Origin of the sequence: Singulisphaera photorubra, from assembly GCF_045290345.1 — a bacterium.
In the GTDB taxonomy this organism is placed as follows: domain Bacteria; phylum Planctomycetota; class Planctomycetia; order Isosphaerales; family Isosphaeraceae; genus Singulisphaera.
Window position 1 is genome coordinate 3,484,385 of record NZ_CP155447.1, and the last position, 17,449, is coordinate 3,501,833.

General features: G+C 61.9%; 7 protein-coding genes and 2 pseudogenes. 1 reads left to right on the plus strand and 8 read right to left on the minus strand.

The window, feature by feature from the left end; genetic code table 11:
* Nucleotides 1–235: 235 nt before the first annotated feature.
* A pseudogene (ltrA, locus tag V5E97_RS13370) lies at nucleotides 236–1,470 on the plus strand (group II intron reverse transcriptase/maturase).
* Nucleotides 1,471–1,579: 109 nt separating this feature from the next.
* Here ltrA and V5E97_RS13375 read toward each other — a convergent pair.
* The 8 genes and pseudogenes from V5E97_RS13375 to pilM form a co-directional block, all read right to left on the minus strand.
* Nucleotides 1,580–3,291 (minus strand): annotated as a pseudogene (locus tag V5E97_RS13375) (bifunctional sulfate adenylyltransferase/adenylylsulfate kinase).
* Nucleotides 3,292–3,437: 146 nt separating this feature from the next.
* Nucleotides 3,438–3,848 carry an RrF2 family transcriptional regulator gene (locus V5E97_RS13380; protein ID WP_406699816.1) on the minus strand — a complete coding sequence of 137 codons (411 nt, stop codon included), beginning with the start codon at nucleotides 3,846–3,848 and terminating at the stop codon, nucleotides 3,438–3,440.
* A gap of 125 nt (nucleotides 3,849–3,973) precedes the next feature.
* The gene (locus V5E97_RS13385) at nucleotides 3,974–4,693 is read right to left on the minus strand and encodes a phosphoadenylyl-sulfate reductase (protein ID WP_406699817.1); all 720 of its coding nucleotides are present in this window, start codon (nucleotides 4,691–4,693) and stop codon (nucleotides 3,974–3,976) included.
* A 312-nt stretch (nucleotides 4,694–5,005) separates the two neighbouring features.
* Nucleotides 5,006–5,506: a YdjY domain-containing protein gene (locus V5E97_RS13390; protein ID WP_406699818.1), complete on the minus strand. Its 501-nt coding sequence runs from the start codon at nucleotides 5,504–5,506 to the stop codon at nucleotides 5,006–5,008.
* A gap of 378 nt (nucleotides 5,507–5,884) precedes the next feature.
* Nucleotides 5,885–10,165 (minus strand): type II secretion system protein GspD, encoded by a 4,281-nt coding sequence (locus V5E97_RS13395; protein ID WP_406699819.1) that lies wholly within the window; start codon nucleotides 10,163–10,165, stop codon nucleotides 5,885–5,887.
* A gap of 712 nt (nucleotides 10,166–10,877) precedes the next feature.
* Nucleotides 10,878–12,755: a hypothetical protein gene (locus V5E97_RS13400; RefSeq protein ID WP_406699820.1), complete on the minus strand. Its 1,878-nt coding sequence runs from the start codon at nucleotides 12,753–12,755 to the stop codon at nucleotides 10,878–10,880.
* 89 nt (nucleotides 12,756–12,844) lie between these two features.
* Nucleotides 12,845–14,611 carry a hypothetical protein gene (locus tag V5E97_RS13405; protein WP_406699821.1) on the minus strand — a complete coding sequence of 589 codons (1,767 nt, stop codon included), beginning with the start codon at nucleotides 14,609–14,611 and terminating at the stop codon, nucleotides 12,845–12,847.
* A gap of 137 nt (nucleotides 14,612–14,748) precedes the next feature.
* Complete coding sequence (gene pilM / locus V5E97_RS13410) at nucleotides 14,749–17,253, minus strand: type IV pilus assembly protein PilM (protein WP_406699822.1); 2,505 nt, start codon at nucleotides 17,251–17,253, stop codon at nucleotides 14,749–14,751.
* Between the last annotated feature and the right edge of the window lie 196 nt (nucleotides 17,254–17,449).

The following is a 17,449-nucleotide window of genomic DNA, read 5'->3' on the forward strand; positions in this document are numbered from 1 at the left end:
GGGGGCAACGCCGACGAAGGGCCGAACCTTTCAACCCAAGGAGTCAGTCGGGAACAACTCGATGAACGCGGAGCGGCAGCAAGGCAAAGACTACCAAATGACCTTCGATTTCGAGGGGCGTGAGGAGGCTCTGCGCCACGACCAAGGCGGTGAGGACGGCATCCAATCTGCCCGGATCGAGGAGTCGCAAACGTTCACGGCGTCGGACCCAGCACGAGCCTTGACCAATCGACTGATGGAAGCGGTCTGCCAAGCCGCCAATCTGAACCGAGCTTACCGCAGAGTCAAAGCGAACAAGGGTTCGGCAGGCGTCGATGGGATGACCATCGCCCAACTGCGTCCCTGGATCGCCGGGCATAAAGACGATCTGGTTGCGGCACTTCTCGACGGAACGTATCGGCCACAGCCCGTGCGAGGGGTGCAGATCCCCAAACCGGGGGCGGGTGCGCAGTGGGCATCCTGACGGTGCTCGACCGACTCGTGCAGCAAGCGATCCTCCAGTGCTCGAGCCGCTCTTGACCCGACCTTTTCGTCCTTCAGCTTCGGCTTCCGACCCGGTCGCGGGGCACTGATGCTCTGAAACAGGCGAAGGATTACGTCGCGGAAGGCCGACCCATCGTGGTGGACGTGGACCTGGAAAGTTCTTTGACCGGGTCAATCACGACATCCTGATGTCGCGGCTGTCTCGGCGAATCGCTGACAAACGGCTGCTACGGATCATCCGCCGCTTCTTGCAAGCGGGGCTGATGCAAACGGTGTGAACGTCACGCGATCCGAAGGGACGCCGCAGGGCGGGCCGCTTTCTCCGCTTTTGGCGAACCTGCTCTTGGATGATCTCGATAAGGAATTGGAACGGCGGGGACACAAGTTCTGCCGCTACGCCGATGACTGCAACATTTATGTTCAGACGAAGGCGGCGGGGGAGCGTGTGTTGGAGTCGCTGACCCGGTTCCTTGAAGGGACGCTTCGCCTCCGCGTCAACCGTGAGAAGAGCGCGGTGGCCCCGATTGAGGAACGCAAGTTCCTGGGCTACCGTCTTCTCCCTTGGGGTCGCCTGGGGATCGCCCCGAAGAGTCTGGATCGCGCCAAAGAGCGAGTCCGTGCAATCACCCGGCGAAATCGCGGGTGAGCCTCGCGCAGATGACGAAGGAACTGAACTCATTCTTGACCGGCTGGGTGACGTACTTCCGCCTTGCGGAATGTAAGACCCATCTGCGGGCCTTGGACGGGTGGATCCGCCGTAAGCTGCGCTGCGTGCGGTTGAAGCATTGCAAGCGAGCCAAGACTCTGGCCCACTTCTTTCAGAGCTTGGGCGTTCCCGCGTGGAACTCCTGGGCGACGTCGGCGTCGGGTAAAGGCTGGTGGCGCCTCTCGGGTAGTCCGACCGCCCACCACGCGATGAGTACCAACTGGTTCGAGTCTTTGGGCTTGGTCAACCTCGTTCAGCGGTACGTGCAGTTAAACCGTTGAGGGGAACCGCCGGATACGATGAGTACGTCCGGTGGTGTGGGAGGACGGGGGCCGTAAGGCCCCCTCCTACCCGATTCGTTTCAAAATCGGTGTACGAACTCGAGCGAGCTTATTCGACGATATGCCCGTGCGGGAGAATGTAGCCCAGTTCGGTCAGCCTCTCGATGATGGCGTCGGCGCACTCCTGGGCTCCGAGTTTGCTCGTATCAAGCGTGATCTCGGGGTTCAGGGGCGCCTCGTAAGGATCATCAACGCCGGTGAAGCCCTTGATTTCGCCAGCGCGGGCCTTGGCGTAGAGTCCCTTGACGTCGCGCTTTTCGCAGACCTCAATGGGGGTATCGCAGAAGATTTCGACGAAGTTGCCTTTGGAGCTCTTTCGGGCGTTGTCTCGCGTCTCGCGATAAGGGCTGATCACCGCACAGAGAGTGGTCCCGCCATGCTGCGCGATCAGACCGGCGACGTAACCTACCCGGTTGATGTTCGCGTCGCGGCCTTCCTTGGTGAATTCGAGTCCCTTCGAGAGGTGGGTGCGGATTTCGTCGCCGTCAAGCAGCGACACGTTGCGGCCGAACTCGGCCAGGCGCTCGACCAAGGCGTGGGCGACGGTGCTCTTGCCCGAGCCCGAGAGACCAGTGAACCAAATCGTCAGTCCCTGGCGGAACTTGGGAGGATTGGCCTCGTTGAGGATCTCAGCGACGGCGGGCCGGCAGAACCATTCGGGCAGTGGGAGCCCCTTGGCCAGGTAGTTGTCGCGAACCTGCGTCTCCGAGATATCGGCCGTCTTGACTCCCGCGGGCACTTCGTCGACCAGGGAGTATCGTGACTCGTCGGGGAGGTAGACCATCTCCTTGAAATCGACCATCTCGATGCCGATTTCGGCCTTGTGAGTGGTCAACGATTCCTGGGCCTCGCCCGGCGAGTAGAACGGCTTGCCGGTACTGTCGTGACCCGGTCCGGCGTGGTCGCGGCCGACGATGAAGTGGGTACAGCCGTGGTTACGACGGATGATCGCGTCCAGCAGGACCTCGCGCGGACCGGCCATTCTCATGGCGAAGGGCAGGAGGTTGAGGACGACTGAGCCTTTCTCATAGTGGTTGTCCACCAGCGCGCGATAGCAACGGATGCGCGTGAAGTGGTCAACGTCTCCCGGCCTGGTCACACCGACCACCGGGTGGATGAGCAGGCCGCCACCGATTTGCGCGGCCACGTGCTTGGTCAGCTCTTCGTGGGCCCGATGAAGCAGTTTTCCAGTGCGGAAGGCGACGACTTTGTTCCAGCCAAGCGACCGGAAGTGGTCGCGGAGTTCGCTGGGCGTGCGCCGGAGGTCGACGAAGTCGTGATGGGGGGGAGTCCGGATCACTTCCAGGCGGCCCGCGGCGTAATGCCCTGGCTGGCGGTTGAGGTAGGCGACCGAGGGGTGGTTCGCATCGGTCGAGCCGTAAACGCCCCGGGCTTCCGCCTCTTTGTCGTAGGCGTAGATTTCCTCGACGTGCATGAAGGCGAGCAGGTTGCCGTAGACGTCGCGAAGCGTCAGCGGCTTGCCCACCTCGACGCCGGGGCCCGGGTGACGGACAGGGTGATCGGCAGTGGCCAAAGCGTGCCGTCGGCCAGCCGCATCTCGCTGACCACGCGTTCGTAGTCGGCCTTGCCCAGAAAAGAGCGGAGGGGGGAGAACCCGCCGACGGCCAGGAGTTCGAGATCGCAGAGTGCTCGTTCGTCGAGAGTCAGGCTGGCGTAATCCTTGGCGGTCGCTCTCATCTCGGCGGCGCGTGCGTCATCCACCAGCAAGTCAACGAGGGACCCACCGTAGGGGGAGTTCAAGCCATTCTGGGCCGGACTGGTCGTTGCGGAAATCGTGAAACCCCTTTCGTGATCGGGAGCTGTGACGAAGGACCCCCCCCCTATTTTTCTGGGGATGCTGGGTAAAGCAAAATGTGCCACAACGCGCCGGTCCAACCAAAGACGAGTCAGATCACCCATTCGTGCGGTAACGATCGCTCGGCGAGTTGGGCGATCGTTGTTTTGTCGAGTACCGAACGTTCGGCGATGCGGACATCCTCCCAGACCGAGGCGAGCACCTGGTTCGCCAGTCTGGAAGAATCGCGGGGGGGAGAATCTGGCCCGTCGATTGCGGTCAGGACCTCGCCAAGTGAGATCGAGGCCGGCGAACGGGCCAGGCGGTAACCACCCGACGCTCCTCGTGTGCTTGCCACCAGACCGGCTCCTTTCAACTGGAGCAAGATCTGGACAAGATAGCGTTCGGGAATCCCATGGTTTTCCGAGATTTCGCGGATCCGGATCGGTGGGTCAACGGGTCGGCGACGCGCGAGAGCCAGGATCGCCAGACAGGCATACTCCGCCTTGGCGGAAATCTTCATGACATCTCTCGCCTCGGTCCACGGCCCGACAGTCCAGCCCTCGGCCAGACTCCTCGCCGAAAACAAGACCCCGGCCTTCCCATCAAGAAATTCTCACGGCTCACTCGGCGGCGGCGAGCCGGCTCCTACAACTGGCTGCTATCGAGCGAATGCAGACCGCACTCTGTCTTGGCCTGGCCCACCCAGCGGCCAGCACGCTCATCAGATTCGCCAGGTGCAACGGACCGGGTGCAGGGCCAGCATCCGATCGACGGATAGCCCTGATCGTGCAGCGGATTGTAGGGAACCTGATTCGCTACCACGTAGGCCCAGACGTCGCGATAGGTCCAATTCAACAAGGGGTTGATCTTGACCAGCCCAAACTTGGCATCCCAACCGACCACGTCGGCCTTCGCCCGATGGGCAGATTGATCGGCCCTGATCGATGAAATCCAGGCATCATAGCCTGCCACGGCGCGGCGAAGTGGCACGATCTTGCGGTCGAAGCAGCATTGGTCAGGCTGTTCGACGTACAGAGGCCCCGAGTGGATGGCTTCGTACTCGGCCACCGTTGTGTCGGGTCGGACTAACTCGACCTCGATACCGTAACGTTCGGCAATGCGTGCCCTCAACTCCAGCGTCTCGGCGAATTGGTAGCCGGTATCGAGGTTGAAGACTCGCACCTTTGGCTCGATCTCGGACAACATGTGCAAGATAATACACCCTTCGGGACCGAACGCGGTGGCCATCGTCAACTTGGGATAGAACGTCTCGACAGCCCAACGAAGGATCTCGTTGGGCTGGGCTTCTTTCAGCCGTCGATTCGTTTCTGTCCAATCGGCACGAGTCAGCGTTTCGGCGGGCATACAGCTCTTTCGCCTCCAATCAAGCCTGTTCTATGCCGAATCTTACAGTACTTAGTAATCAAAGTCAACATTCAGCCTCCTGTCCCACTCCAAGTCGTGGCAGGCTCGACATTTCAGGCCGACTGTACTTGTCACAAGCCCGTTCTTCTCCGGTGTTGGAGCGAGAGCATGCGTGGTCTCCGATCGCCAGGACTGGTGAGGATCGGAGGGGTTCGGGGAGGGGGGAGTGTCCCCTCGTTTTTAGGTTCGCTCGACCCGTTTCGTAGGTGTGCTGAGTCCATTGATGCGACGCATGGGGGGACTTGGTCTGGGTTATCGTTTGGTGGCGACTGGTTCGGGACGGGGACGGAGGAACATGGTGATGAGAGTGCCACGGGGGGGGATCTTTTCGGTGTGGGCGACGAACGCACGCTCGGCGTCGTTGGCGGTACTGGCGAAGGGGAGGTCGAGGATCGCGTTGGCGAAGTTGGCCACGGTGAAGAGGTCGCCATCGTCCGCGGCATAGATCGGTTTCTTGGTGTCGGGGTCTTCGAAGATCTCGCTGCCGGCGAAGACCCAATCTTTGGTCAGAGGACGCTTGCTATGCTCTTCCCTGACCCATTCACGGGCATTGGCGGTGCGCGTTTTCCCTGCTTCCTCCCACTCGATCTGCATCTCGATCGGCGAACCGGTGGGAGGTTCGAATTTCGGTAAGAAACGCACGGGGTGGCCCTGTTTGGCGCCGGTGAGGATGAGTCCGGCGTGGATCATTCGCGGGAGGGCGTCGGTCGCGAGGACCGCCTCGTGTTCCTTCGTGCCCTTGAGGCAGAGCAAATGCTCCAGGGGCCTTCTCGGAGTGCGACTCGGGCGCGGAGGACGAGCCGCTTCTCGCGGGGATCGAACCAGAGGCTTCGGCCCATCGGCTTCCAGGTCGGGTCGGGCCGAAACGAGTCGGTTGTTGGCTGGGGTGATTCGGAAGGAGGGGCGCCGAGGACAAGTAAGGCCGTGGCGAGAGCCAGGGTGGTGGATGACATGAAACCATCTCCTGGAGGGAAAGCGAGCAACGGCGGCCGCGGTTGACCTGGCGGGTCGCGCATGGTTCGAGACGGTTCAGAGACGAGCCGTTTCTCCTTCCAGCAAAACCGAAAAAGGCCTCCGGGGGAAGGTGGTTCCCCCGGAGGCCGGTCGCATTGGGAAGTTTCTGGCAGGAAATCAGTTGGAGACAGCCGGGATACCGAGTCGTTCCTCTTCCTCTTCCAGGATGATGATTCGAGGTGTGACCATCAACATGAGGCTGGAGGTGGTCCGGCCGATGCCGATGTTGCGGAAGAGACGGTTGAGCATGGGGGTCTTGGAGAGCACGGGCACGCCGAACTCTTTCCGCTCCTCATTGAGCCGCTTCACACCGCCGAGGAGGACGGTTCCGCCGTCGGGCACCGTGACGGTCGTATTCACGGTGGTGAGGTTGAACCGAGGAAGCTGGATCTGAGCGTTGATGGACGCGGAACCACCACCCAGGCCGCTTCCACCCACGGCCGCGGGGACGGCGATGGTGTCGAAGCCTTCGATGACCGTGAAGACCGGGGACAGGGTCATACGCACATAGCGTCGGTCGGCGGAGACCACGGGGGTCACCGTCAGCGTGACGCCGTTGGGGAACGGAGTCGGGGTTGGCAAGAACGCCACCGAGCCAGGACCCACGATCGGTGTCAGCGACGAGATGTAGTAGATCGTCTGGGTGTTGTTGATGAACGCCGGGGCACCGTTGAAGGTCGTGATCTTCGGAGCCTGGAGGATGTTCGATCGGGTATCGCCCTGAGCGGCCGTCAGGAAGAGGAAGACTTCCAGGTCGCTGAGGAACGAGATCCCGAAGGTCGCCCCCGCCGTCGATGAAACGCCGCCGATCGTAGGAGCACTCTGTGCGGCACTATCCTGCTGGAACGGAATCGACAGGTCGGACGAGAAATTACCGATTCCGCCGCTGGAGAGACCGACCGTCAGCGGAGTCTTGTTGCCCAGCGAATAGTCGCGGAACGGGTTCACGATGTAAGCACCCGGTGTCGCTTGGCCGCCACCGCCGCCACCGCCACCGCCGCCGAGCGTACCACCGCCACCGCCACCGCCGAGTCCGCCACCGTTCTGGCCGCCGAGGCCGCCACCACCGCCGAGCTGGCCACCGCCACCGCCGCCGAGCTGGCCACCGCCACCACCGCCGAGCTGGCCACCGCCACCACCGCCGAGGGTACCACCGCCGCCACCGCCAAGCGTACCACCACCACCACCGGTCGTGGTGCCGCCGCCAGCGATGCCGCCGCCGCCGTTAACCGGGAAGAGGGAGAGAGCGGGGTTTGGAATCGCGAAGGTGCTCTTCTTGCCCACCGTCTTCGAGTGGATATCGAAGTCGAAGTCGACACCGATCTGCTCGAAGAAGCTGTCACTCAGCGTGATGAACCGCACCTCGATCGAGACCTGAAGATCCTGAAGTCGTCGGAGCTGCTTGAGCAGGTCCGCAACCTGGTCGTGGATCTCGGCCGTGTGGCGGATAATCAGGCTGATGCTCAGGAAGAACGGCGTGATCGAGCCAATCGGCGTTGCCGTGTCCAGTCCGCCCGCGTCACCGGCTCCGAAGCCGCCACCCATGCCGTAGGACGAGGAGGAGTCGGTCCCCGCTGCGTTGGTGACCTGCCAGGTGTTGGGCGCGATCGTACCCGTGATGAGCTGGATCAGAGGGGTGAAATCCGCTTTGGGGCGATCACCCTGAGTGAAATTCGGGCCGCCATTCGTCGCGGTGCTCGCCCCGTTGGGCAACGGCATTTGCTGTCCGCCGGCCCCGAGGGCTCCCGGAGTGCCCGGGTTATCCAGCAGGCCCATTGGGTTCAGGGGGTTCGCCGGTCCCCGGGTCGGGGCAATGACCAGGTCGCCCACATAGTAGGTCTTCGGATAGGTCGAAGACATTGAGGTCTGAGGGCTCGTAATCATGAGCACCTCGTTCTCGACCTTGTAGTTCAGGCCCAGGGGGCTGAGCATCAACTTCAAGGCGTTCTTGAGCTGGACGTCAGAGACCACCAAGGAGATGGGGGTCGCCGTGGTGATGTCCACATCCGCGAGAGCCTTCTGATCGAGAACGATGTTCAGGCCCGTGTAGTTGGCGAGGAACGCGACCGCCTCGGACAGAGGCTGCGATTCCATGTTCAAGGAGACATTCTCCTTGAGCTTGGACTCGATGTAGACGGTCTTCGCGTCCTTCTTGATCTCGAGCCTGGCATTCATCCGCAGGCGATCGGCCGTGAGGTCCTTGAAGTTCTCGGCGTACTTGATGCCGTTCAACTGAACTTCGGGGTCGGCGATGGCCGCGGTGTCCACCATCTGCAAGGTGTCGAGTGCGGCATCTTCCTTGGCGGCCTTGTTCTCGAGGTCCTTCTTGTAGTGGCGCTGAACGTTGGCCTTCCAGGCGAGGATGGTGGCCGACACCTCGTTGGGATCAATTTCCTGGGCCATCGTGGCGAACTTGTTGGCCTCCTGGTAGCGACCTTCGGCCATCGCCGTGGTGGCTTTGCTCATCAGCTCTTCCATGCGAGTCTTCTTGGCCTTCTCCGCCTCGAAGATCCGGAGCCGCTTGGCTTCAATTTCAGCTTTGGCGTTCTTGTCGAGCATCTTGACGTCGAAGGCGGCCTTGTCCTTCTTGGCAAGCTCGATCGCAACCTCGAGGCGTCGCACCATCGTCCGGGTGACGGCTTCGGGGAGCTCGGAGGACTTGGCTTTGACCGACCGGAGGGTCGTTTCGTAGATCTCGATCGCCTTGTCGGGATCCGTCTCCTGGTACCGTCGTGCCTCGGCAGTCTTGGTGCCGACCTCGGCGTTCAACTTCTGGGCGGCCAACGCCTCGACGTCGTGGGTGGGATGAGTGAGGTCGGATGCCGTCGCCTTCCCCGAGTCGTCTTCGGGAAGCTTGGCGAGCAGGTCCTGCACCTTCTGCATCAAACCGCTGTCGAGAGCATCGCCGGAAGCAGCGACTTCAGCCAAGAGGGCCCGGGCACGTCCCTGCTCTCCCTTACGGAGTGCGTCGAGGGCCGAGTCGTAGAGGCTCAGAGCACCACCCTGTGCGGCCAGAGCAATCTGGGCGATCAAGTCGTCGGCCTGGGGGTCGACACCGTGCTTGCCTGTCTTGGCCTCTTCAGCCATCTGGCGAGCTGCGGCATAGTTTCCCTGGCCGTAGAGGGCTCGTGCTTCGGAAAGAAGCTGCTCACCCCGGCCCAGCGGAGCGGATTCCGCCGCAGGCGGAGCGGGTTCCACCGCGGGCAGAGCGGCTTCCACCGCGGGCAGAGCGGCTTCTGCCGCGGGCAGTGCGGCTTCCGCTGCGGGCAGAGCGGGTTCCACCGCGGGCAGAGCGTCGTTCGTTGCGGCCGGTTCGGGAAGGCCCAGAGGGGTCGCTTCGACGTCCGCACTCACCTTCTGGACCGACGCGTCGGTCGCCGGCAACGGCCCGTTTTCCTGAGTTCTCAGGCGTTCGACTTCGGAGAACTTGGCCGAGGCCGCAACGCTATCGCCACGGGCCAGCAGTTCGTTCGCCTCATGTTCGACGATCGTGCTCCGCGACTCGGCCATTGGCTTTGTCGGCGCGGCGGCGATCGCCGAGGGAGTCTGACGAGCACGAGCCATTTCGACGTCGTGCAGCACCGTCTCCGCTCGGTCGGAGGTCAGCGGCGGGACCACGTTCATTCGCTGGGCCTGCTGCGCCTTCTCCGCGGCCTTGTCCAGCTGGCCGGTCGACATCAGGTGTCGAGCTTCCTGAACCAGGACGTCATAAACACCCAGGCTGGGCTGCTCTTTCGGAGGACTGGTACGGAGTTGGTCACGACGTCGCAGTGCGCGGGCCGCGGAGGCGACCTTGTCGGGGTTGTCTTCGAAGACGCCGAAGGACATTTTCCACGACTTGACGTCGAGCGCCAGGGCTTCGGCCTGCTCGAACTGGTTGTTCGCCAGCAGGGCGCGGGCCTGCTTCACTTTGGCGCGGGCCAGATCGAGGCTCCGGGACTGGTCGGACGTCGCGGTCGCCGTCATCTTGGGGCGAGCCTTTTCGATGGCGTCGGCCACCTTGGCCGGCGTGTCGTCGAACAGACCCCATTGAACGTTCATCGCCTGGACTTCGGTGACGAGCCGGGTGGCTGCCTCGTAGTCTCCTTGGCGAATCTGTTCACGGGCCGACTGGAGTTTCCAGCGTGCCCCTTGTTTCGCATCGGAGGGGTTCGCCCCTGATGCCGGAGCCGGCTGAGCGCCCGGCACCGTTCCCCTCGTAGTGGCCGGACTGGCCACCGACGCGGCCGCTGTCGGAGCGGTTCCGGCCGGAGCCACCGCGGAGTCTGCCGGCACGCGTGAGAGCTCTTTCAAGTAGGCGTCGAGGACAGTTCTTTCGCTTACCGAGAGCTGGTCGCGATAGGATTGGGCGGCCGTGAGATACTGGGTTGCCAGAGCATACTGGCCACTGTTGAACAACCGAGCGCCGGCTTCAAGGTACCTTACCGGTGGTACGGGCGCTGTGGGCCGCGGCGATGATACTGGGTGGGCCGCGTCCTCAGGGGGAGCGCCATCCGTGGCCCCACCCCACGCGCCGAGGGTCAAGAGGATTGCGAGTGTTCTAAGCCTTCCCAACGCGACCTCCTTTCGCCACACGCGGAGACGACCGCCGACTTCCCTGGCGACGGTCTCTGACTTGAATCCGCAGTGGGAGACGTGAATCCGATGTCTTCGCAACCGCCATGGCCCCGAAGGGCGGCGGCTCTTCACCCGGCTGTCGTGGGGCTTCTGAGATTCAGAGTTGTGTGATCAAAGCGGTGCGACCCAGAACGGGGAGAAGACGAGGCGGTGTCTTACCCTGAACGAGAATAGGGGTCAAGCTGCCTTTTTGGATTTTTTCGATTTCCCGGATCACCGTTGAGCCTCTCACCAGCCTCAAAATAGGGCGTCAGCCGCTCCGAGACCCCCTCTCTAACAAAAACAAGGAACCGCGACAGTGCGAGATTCGCGATCGAATTCTGGCCTGGTTACATCCGGAGCACGGCCGGCCCTGCCGTGCTCCGGATTCGATCGGGCCGGAAATCCATCGCGAGTCTCACCCAGTCGCGGATCGTTGAAAAAAAAAAGGCCCCCGACGGATCACCGTCGGGGGCCTGGGGCAAACTTGTGGGCACAGCGAGGCCGGCCTGAATCAGGGCATGCCCGGCATCCCACCGAAGAATGACGAACTCTCGCGCACCTTGTTGGCGTTTGACTCCGCCACCTCGCGTTTATACGTCTCGAAGACGTTCTTGCGAACTTCGTTGGGCTCGTCGAACGCCTGGTTCTTCATCGCGACCGACCCGTCGGGTCGAACCACCAGCGAGAGGGCCGGCACCTCGAACCGACCGTTGTCGATGTCTTTGGGAAGGGGCCTGGCCCCTCCCATCGCGTCGAGCACGACCTGGCGGCTTGTGAAGTCGATCCGTTCCCGCTTCGACCCGGAGCCTTCGGAGTTGGGAATCTCAACGCTGAAGAGACTTCCGATGACGTCGCCGGGCCCCGCGTCGAATCGACGGACGACCATGACGCCGTTGTTTGGATCCCACTTGGTCACCTCGAACTGCACCTGGTCGGTTGTCCCGACGCTGGCCACTTTCTGAAGGGCGTACGTCGCGACGTCGGCCGGAACTGAGACGATCTCGGTCGGTTCGCTCCACGGGCCGGCGAGCTCGATCGCGTTCTTGTCGACCCCCGGCGCGACGTCCTCACGCTTCAGGTTCGGGTTGAAGACCACGATCCGCAGCCGAAAGCGATAGGTCGTGTCGGGGTCGACGGTGAAGTCGAGCGACCGGACCATGAGCGTCTCTTCCTCGTTGTGAACGAAGCTCATGTCATCGGAGGCCGTTCCTCCCATTCCGCCCATCATTCCTTCCATCATTCCCATCGGCCCCATATCCATCATGCCGGGGTTCATCATGCCTTGCTCTGGCATCATGGCCCCTTCCATCATCCCGGGCATCATTCCAGCATTCAGTTGCGGCTTGGCGACTTCCTTCTTCTCCTTGGGGACGAGGGCTGCGACGTGGACCTTTTCCCAGTAACCCGCCTTCAGGAACGGAAGCGGGTCGACCAGGTGTTCGAGACGGACGGGGTCAGGCACCCACTCTTCATCGTGCTCGGGAAGATTGTCGAGAATCTCGTGATTCTTCTCCGCATCGACCTGCTCCCACTCCGACCAGGTGCCGTCCTCTTGGAGGCTCTGGCGTTCGATGTCGACCTGCTTGAAGTGCGGGTAAGCCACTTCCTTGCGTTTGAGGGCAGTGAGATAGTTCTCACGCAAGGTCTTGTAGTCGAGTACACCCGTGATCGACACCCAGCGAAGACCCTTGGTGGTCTCCTTGAACGGACCGGCGGCCACGTCGGCCTTCTTCTCGGCTTCGTTGGTCTTGGACTTGTCCTTGCCGGCGAGCAGACTCTTGACGCGTTGCTTCTCCTGCTCGTACTTCTTGTTCGCCTCGTCCTGTTGCTTCTTGGTCAGCCCCATACCCCCCATCTCCGGACCACCCGGCATCATGCCCATGCGTCGGTTGAGCCGGGCCTGAGGAAGATCGCCGGACGCATTCGGATCATCGGGGGGAACGGGAACTCGCTCACCGTCCTTGAGCTCGTAAATCAAGACGCCACCACGGCCAGGGTACGCGACCAGCTCCGTCGGCGCGATCAGCTCGGGGGTGTCTCGAATCAGGCCCGCTCCTGGCTCAGGAGAGGTCCAAGGGCTGGAGACCTTGAAGGCGATCGCATCGATCTTGTTGCTCGACTGCTCGTCGACCATCTTTTCGAAGTGAGGATTCTTGATATTCTCGTCTTCGAGAAGCTTGAGAATATCCTCATTGTTTTGACGTCGGCTGATGTTGGATTCCGCGTTGCTGGCGGCCTTCCTGACGTCTTCGGGGGTCGTCTCAATTGTGGGTCGGGTCGCCGCCATGTACAGGAACATGAGGCAGATTACGGCCGTGACGCCCATCACGGCCTTCTCGCCATGACGTAGCCCCAAGGCTTTGATTTTTTCAACCGACGCGTTAGCCATGGTGGCAACTCCTCTCGGAACCTATCGGCAATATCGGTCGGATGCGGGCCGATCCCGACCGGCGGAGCTTCGACTCGATCGTTGTCCAGTCATTGCGTTTTGGGCGCATCGTCAGCCTTGGGGGCTTCTTCAGTTTTGGGCGCATCGCCAGCCTTGGGCGCCTCTTCTTTCTTGGCGGCGTCCTCAGCCTTGGGCGCCTCTTCTTTCTTGGCGGCGTCCTCAGCCTTGGGCGCTTCTTCTTTCTTGGCAGCGTCCTCAGCCTTGGGCGCTTCTTCTTTCTTGGCGGCGTCCTCAGCCTTGGGCGCTTCTTCTTTCTTGGCAGCGTCCTCAGCCTTGGGCGTTTCGCCGGTTGGCGCGTCGGCGGGCGGGGCGTTCGGATCGGCAGGCATCGCCTCGGCCTCGGCATCGGCCGATTGGCTGGGTTCACCGACCGGCTCTGGAGGCGGGGGAGCATTGTAGAACCGGGCCTGGCCGTAGACCGTCAGTTCGATGATGTTGTAGTAAGGATCATGAATGGTGACGGCGCTGGTTTTCTTGGCCTTCTCCAACGCATCGAGCCGCTCCTTCTGCCGGTCTTTCGTCCGGACATCGGTCCCCTTCTTGGCGACGGCTCCCATCCCTCCCATGCCATACCCGCCGCCCATGCCTGGGGCCATTCCGGGCATCATCCCCATCCCCTGCATTCCACCGTAACCGGTCATGCCGCTCATGCCGCCGGGCATCATCCCAGGCATCATTCCGGGCATCATTCCAGGCATGCCGCCATACATGGAGTCGCCGCCCCACATCATGGGGTCCCCCTTCACCGGTTTGACGACTCGCGTGGGCGGCTTGGCGATCGAGAACTCGGAGACCTGGATCGCCATCGGCGAGTTTTCGAGGGCGACGAGCATGTCCTGGATGTTGCTCTGGTCGATGAGCACCGAGATCTGGAACGGCATGATCTTATATTGAACGCTGTCCGTCTGAATATAAAAGACGGCATCACGATTCTGCTGGGCACCGCCCCCCATCATCCCCATCATTCCCATCATGCCGGCGTCGTTCGCCTCGGTCGCCGAGTCGGAAGCGGTGGTTTCAGCGGCTGCGGATTCAGAGCCAGGGGGATCGAGGGGGGGGGCTTCCACAAGTTCCACGCCTTTGGCCATGGAGATCTGGTCCTGCGAGGTGGAAGTGCCCACGTCGAGGAGATTGATCTGCTTGATCTTCGCCGTGTCCCAGTCCTTGGCTTGTTTGTTGACCTCGTTGACGACCTCGAGGAGTGAGCGCTGGATCCAGAGACGCTCTTGTGCGGCCCAGACTTTGCCCAGGCTAGGAATGCTCGAACCCTTGAGTTCGAAGAGGGCCGGCTTGAGCAAGATCGCTTCTTGCGGTGCGGAGACGACGCCTGTCCCCTCGATCATGTCGAACGGCCGGAAGGTGTTGTAAACGTCGGTGACGTACTTTTTATAGGCGGTGGCGTACTTGATGATGGTGACCTGCACGGTGCTGGCGTCGACATTCTCGGGCCACTTGTTGCCCCAGTCGCGAAAATCGGTTTCGACGGTTTCCGGCCAGGTCAAGAGTGGGGCCTGCCGTTCATAAAGCTTGGCCCACGAGACGTTGACATCCTTACTCAGCACGGCCGTCTGCTCATCAACGATCGGCTTGTACTGATCATTCGGGATCACGCCGTTGGCGTATTTCTCGACTCCCGACTTGGCCCCGGTGATCAGGCCGGTCTTTTCGATCGCTTTCTTCTTGATCGGGTCGGAGCCGATGGCGTAGGCGATCATTGGCAGCAGGGCCGAGATACTCACGGCGATCCAAAAGCGATACTTGATCGCTTGTCGCAAGATTTCTTTGATTTGGTCCATGGTTGCGGCGACCTTCGTGGTTGATTTGGATCCGAGACGTCTCGGCCGGCGGGCGATCGCTCACCCGCGACGTGCCGGCTCGAGACGTTGACGTCGATCGAATCCGACGGGAACCCGTCGCGATCGAATGGGTCAGGTCACTTGGGCGTCGCTGGCGTGGCCGCCGGAGCCCCGGGGGCTGCTGGGGCTGTTGGGCCCGCTGGGGTTGCTGTTGCCGAAGCTGCGGCCGCCGCTCCCTGGATCATCGCTTTCTGAACGACTTGCGACTGCTTGAGCGACTCCTTCTCGATCTCCTTTTCCCTTTCGGCGGTAATCATCGTCTTGTTCGTCTCGGCTTCTCGGAGCGACTTGCTGATCTCTTGAAGCTTGGTCATGCGCTCTTCAGGCGTCTTGGGGACATCTTCCGGTTTCGGTTCTTGCCAGACGAACTGGATGAGGAAATCGGTCCGGTTGTGTTTGACCAGCTTCTTGGCCTCTTTCCCCGCAAGCCCGCCATAACCGCCGCCCATCATCCCCGGCATCCCGGGCATCATCCCCGGCATCATCATGTCATTGCCGCCCATGCCGGGCATCATTCCCTCGCCGCCGCCCATGCCGGGCATCATTCCGGGCATCATTCCGCCCATCATGCCTTCACCGCCTTCGGTGGCAACGACGGCGGGCTTCGCCCGATCGAGAATGGGAATGGTTGTGCTGGCCAGCCCGTTGGTCATGCTCGCCTTTTCGTTGGTCCATTCCGGATCTTGGAGGGCCCAGGCGAGGGTGGGGTGGTGGATTCCGTAGAGCCGCAGGTCGGCGGCGTTCAGTTTCGGGAGGATTTTCTTGATGATGAATTGATAGGGCCCGAAATCCGTGCGTAGCGGGCTCGATTCATCAATCTGTCGTTCCTTGAGGGTCGGGTCGGGGTTGTAGTGGTGGCCGATGACCTGGATGACCCAGCCCGCGCCGGTCGGTGGCGTGGTTCGATCGAGCTGGTGCATCAGATCCTTGGCGAATCGACTCAATTCCTTGGGCGGCGGGGCGTTGAACCATTCGGTATCGAGGTCTTCACGCCAGGCCGGCTTGATGGCGTCAATGTGGACCCGAAGATGATCGAGCCGGAGTTGGTCAGCCGGCTTGTTCGGATCGAGTTTATAGTCACGGACGGGATCGGGCAGGTGCTCGTTGAGGATCTTGAGGAAGTCGGGCCACTTGGCGCGGTCGGTGGTGCCGGCGACCAGCTTGTCACCTTCGTCGAACTTGGTCTTCCATTCGGTCTTGGCCGCCTCGAATTCCGAGGCGAAGCCGGAACCCTTGTTGGTCGTGTTCTGAGCTTGCTTGACGGCCTCGTCGAACGGTTGAGTGTCGACCTTGGCCAGGACGCGGTAGTCGCCCAGGAACAAGGCCGAGAAGCCGAGCATCAGAAGGGCCGAGGCCGCCAGGGCCCACGGCTTCTTGGCCCGGATGATGCGGATCTTCTCGATTTCGGGGGGAAGCAGGTTGGTGCGGATCGGGCTCTTGGCCAGTCCCTGAAGCGCCAGGCCGTAGACGACACCGAACGAAGGGAGGTTTTCCTGAAACTGCGGCGAGGTCTTGACGTCGTCGCCGGCCAGGCGGATGAACGACTCCAGCTTCTCGACTTCATGGCTCAAGTTCTGCTGAAGGAACTTCTGAAGCCCAGGAAGCTTGAAGCCGTTGCCGAGACCGACCACCTTGGAGATCTTGGAGTTCCGGTTGACGCTGCCGTAGAAACCGATCGAGCGGTTGATCTCGCTGGCGAAGTCGTTGAACACGCCGCGCATCGCGGTGAAGATCGAGCGCGGGTCGGGGGCCTTGGTGGCATTCCGCTTCAGGTGCTCGGCCTTGGCGAAGGTAAGCTTCAGCTCCTTGGTCAGAGCGCGGGTGAAGTGGTTCCCCCCGATCGGCACATTCCGCTGCCAGATCCGGACCCCGTCGGTGATGATCAGGTCGGTGTTATCGGCGCCGATGTCGATCAGGACGATCGAGCCTTTGTCGCCTCCGGCCTTGGCTGGCGGCTTGGCCTCACCCGCCTCCGTCTCGGGGGCGTCGCCGGCCGGTTCCGCGCCAGGGAAGGCGGGGGGAGGCCCCTCCTTGATCTGGTCGAACGTGATGTAGTTGTAGAGTGCGATCGGACCCATCTGGACGATGTCGACTTCGATCCCGCAGACGCGGAACGGAAGAATTGCCCGATTGATCTGGTCACGCTTCATGGCGAAGAGGCCGACTTCGGCCATCGTGAAGTCCTCGTCGGACTCCCCGTCGTCATCGCCGATCTGTTGGTAGGCCCAGACGACTTCCTCCAGCGCGAACGGAATCTGCTGGCGGGCCTCGAACTTGACGATGTCGGGAATTCGCTTTTTCTCGACCGGCGGTAGCTTGATGAATTTGACCAACCCGGCCTGACCAGGCACGGAGATGGCTACCTTACAACCCTTCAGATCGTTGCGTTCGAGGAATGTCTCGAGGGCCTCGCGAACCAGCTGATCGGGATCGGCGTCAGGCTGGCTGAGGATCTTGGGATATTCCACGTAATCGAAGGCTTCGGCCACCACATGATCGGGCGTTTCGCCCGGCACCAGCTTTAGCGCTTTCAGTGCGGCCTGGCCAACGTCGAGCGCCCAGACGGCCTGGATCTTCGCCATGCGGTCAGTCTCCTGTCGCGCCCCGGGGGGGCCCTATCGCAAGTTGTTTTGATCGGTTGTGGTGCAAACTCAGAATCCCGACCAGAAAAGGTCGGGAGCGGCCTAGCCATGTACGTCGAGCCCGCTTCCTTCAGAAAATGCCTCACGCTAGCACAGGGGTGAACCCAGCGTCAACGCGCGGCAAAAAACCATCCGC

Coding starts and splice junctions, on each gene's coding strand:
- V5E97_RS13405 (WP_406699821.1), bottom strand. CDS start 14,611: ATGGACCAAATCAAAGAAATCTTGCGACAAGCGATCAAGTATCGCTTT.
- V5E97_RS13385 (WP_406699817.1), bottom strand. CDS start 4,693: ATGCCCGCCGAAACGCTGACTCGTGCCGATTGGACAGAAACGAATCGA.
- pilM (WP_406699822.1), bottom strand. CDS start 17,253: ATGGCGAAGATCCAGGCCGTCTGGGCGCTCGACGTTGGCCAGGCCGCA.
- V5E97_RS13380 (WP_406699816.1), bottom strand. CDS start 3,848: ATGAAGATTTCCGCCAAGGCGGAGTATGCCTGTCTGGCGATCCTGGCT.
- V5E97_RS13400 (WP_406699820.1), bottom strand. CDS start 12,755: ATGGCTAACGCGTCGGTTGAAAAAATCAAAGCCTTGGGGCTACGTCAT.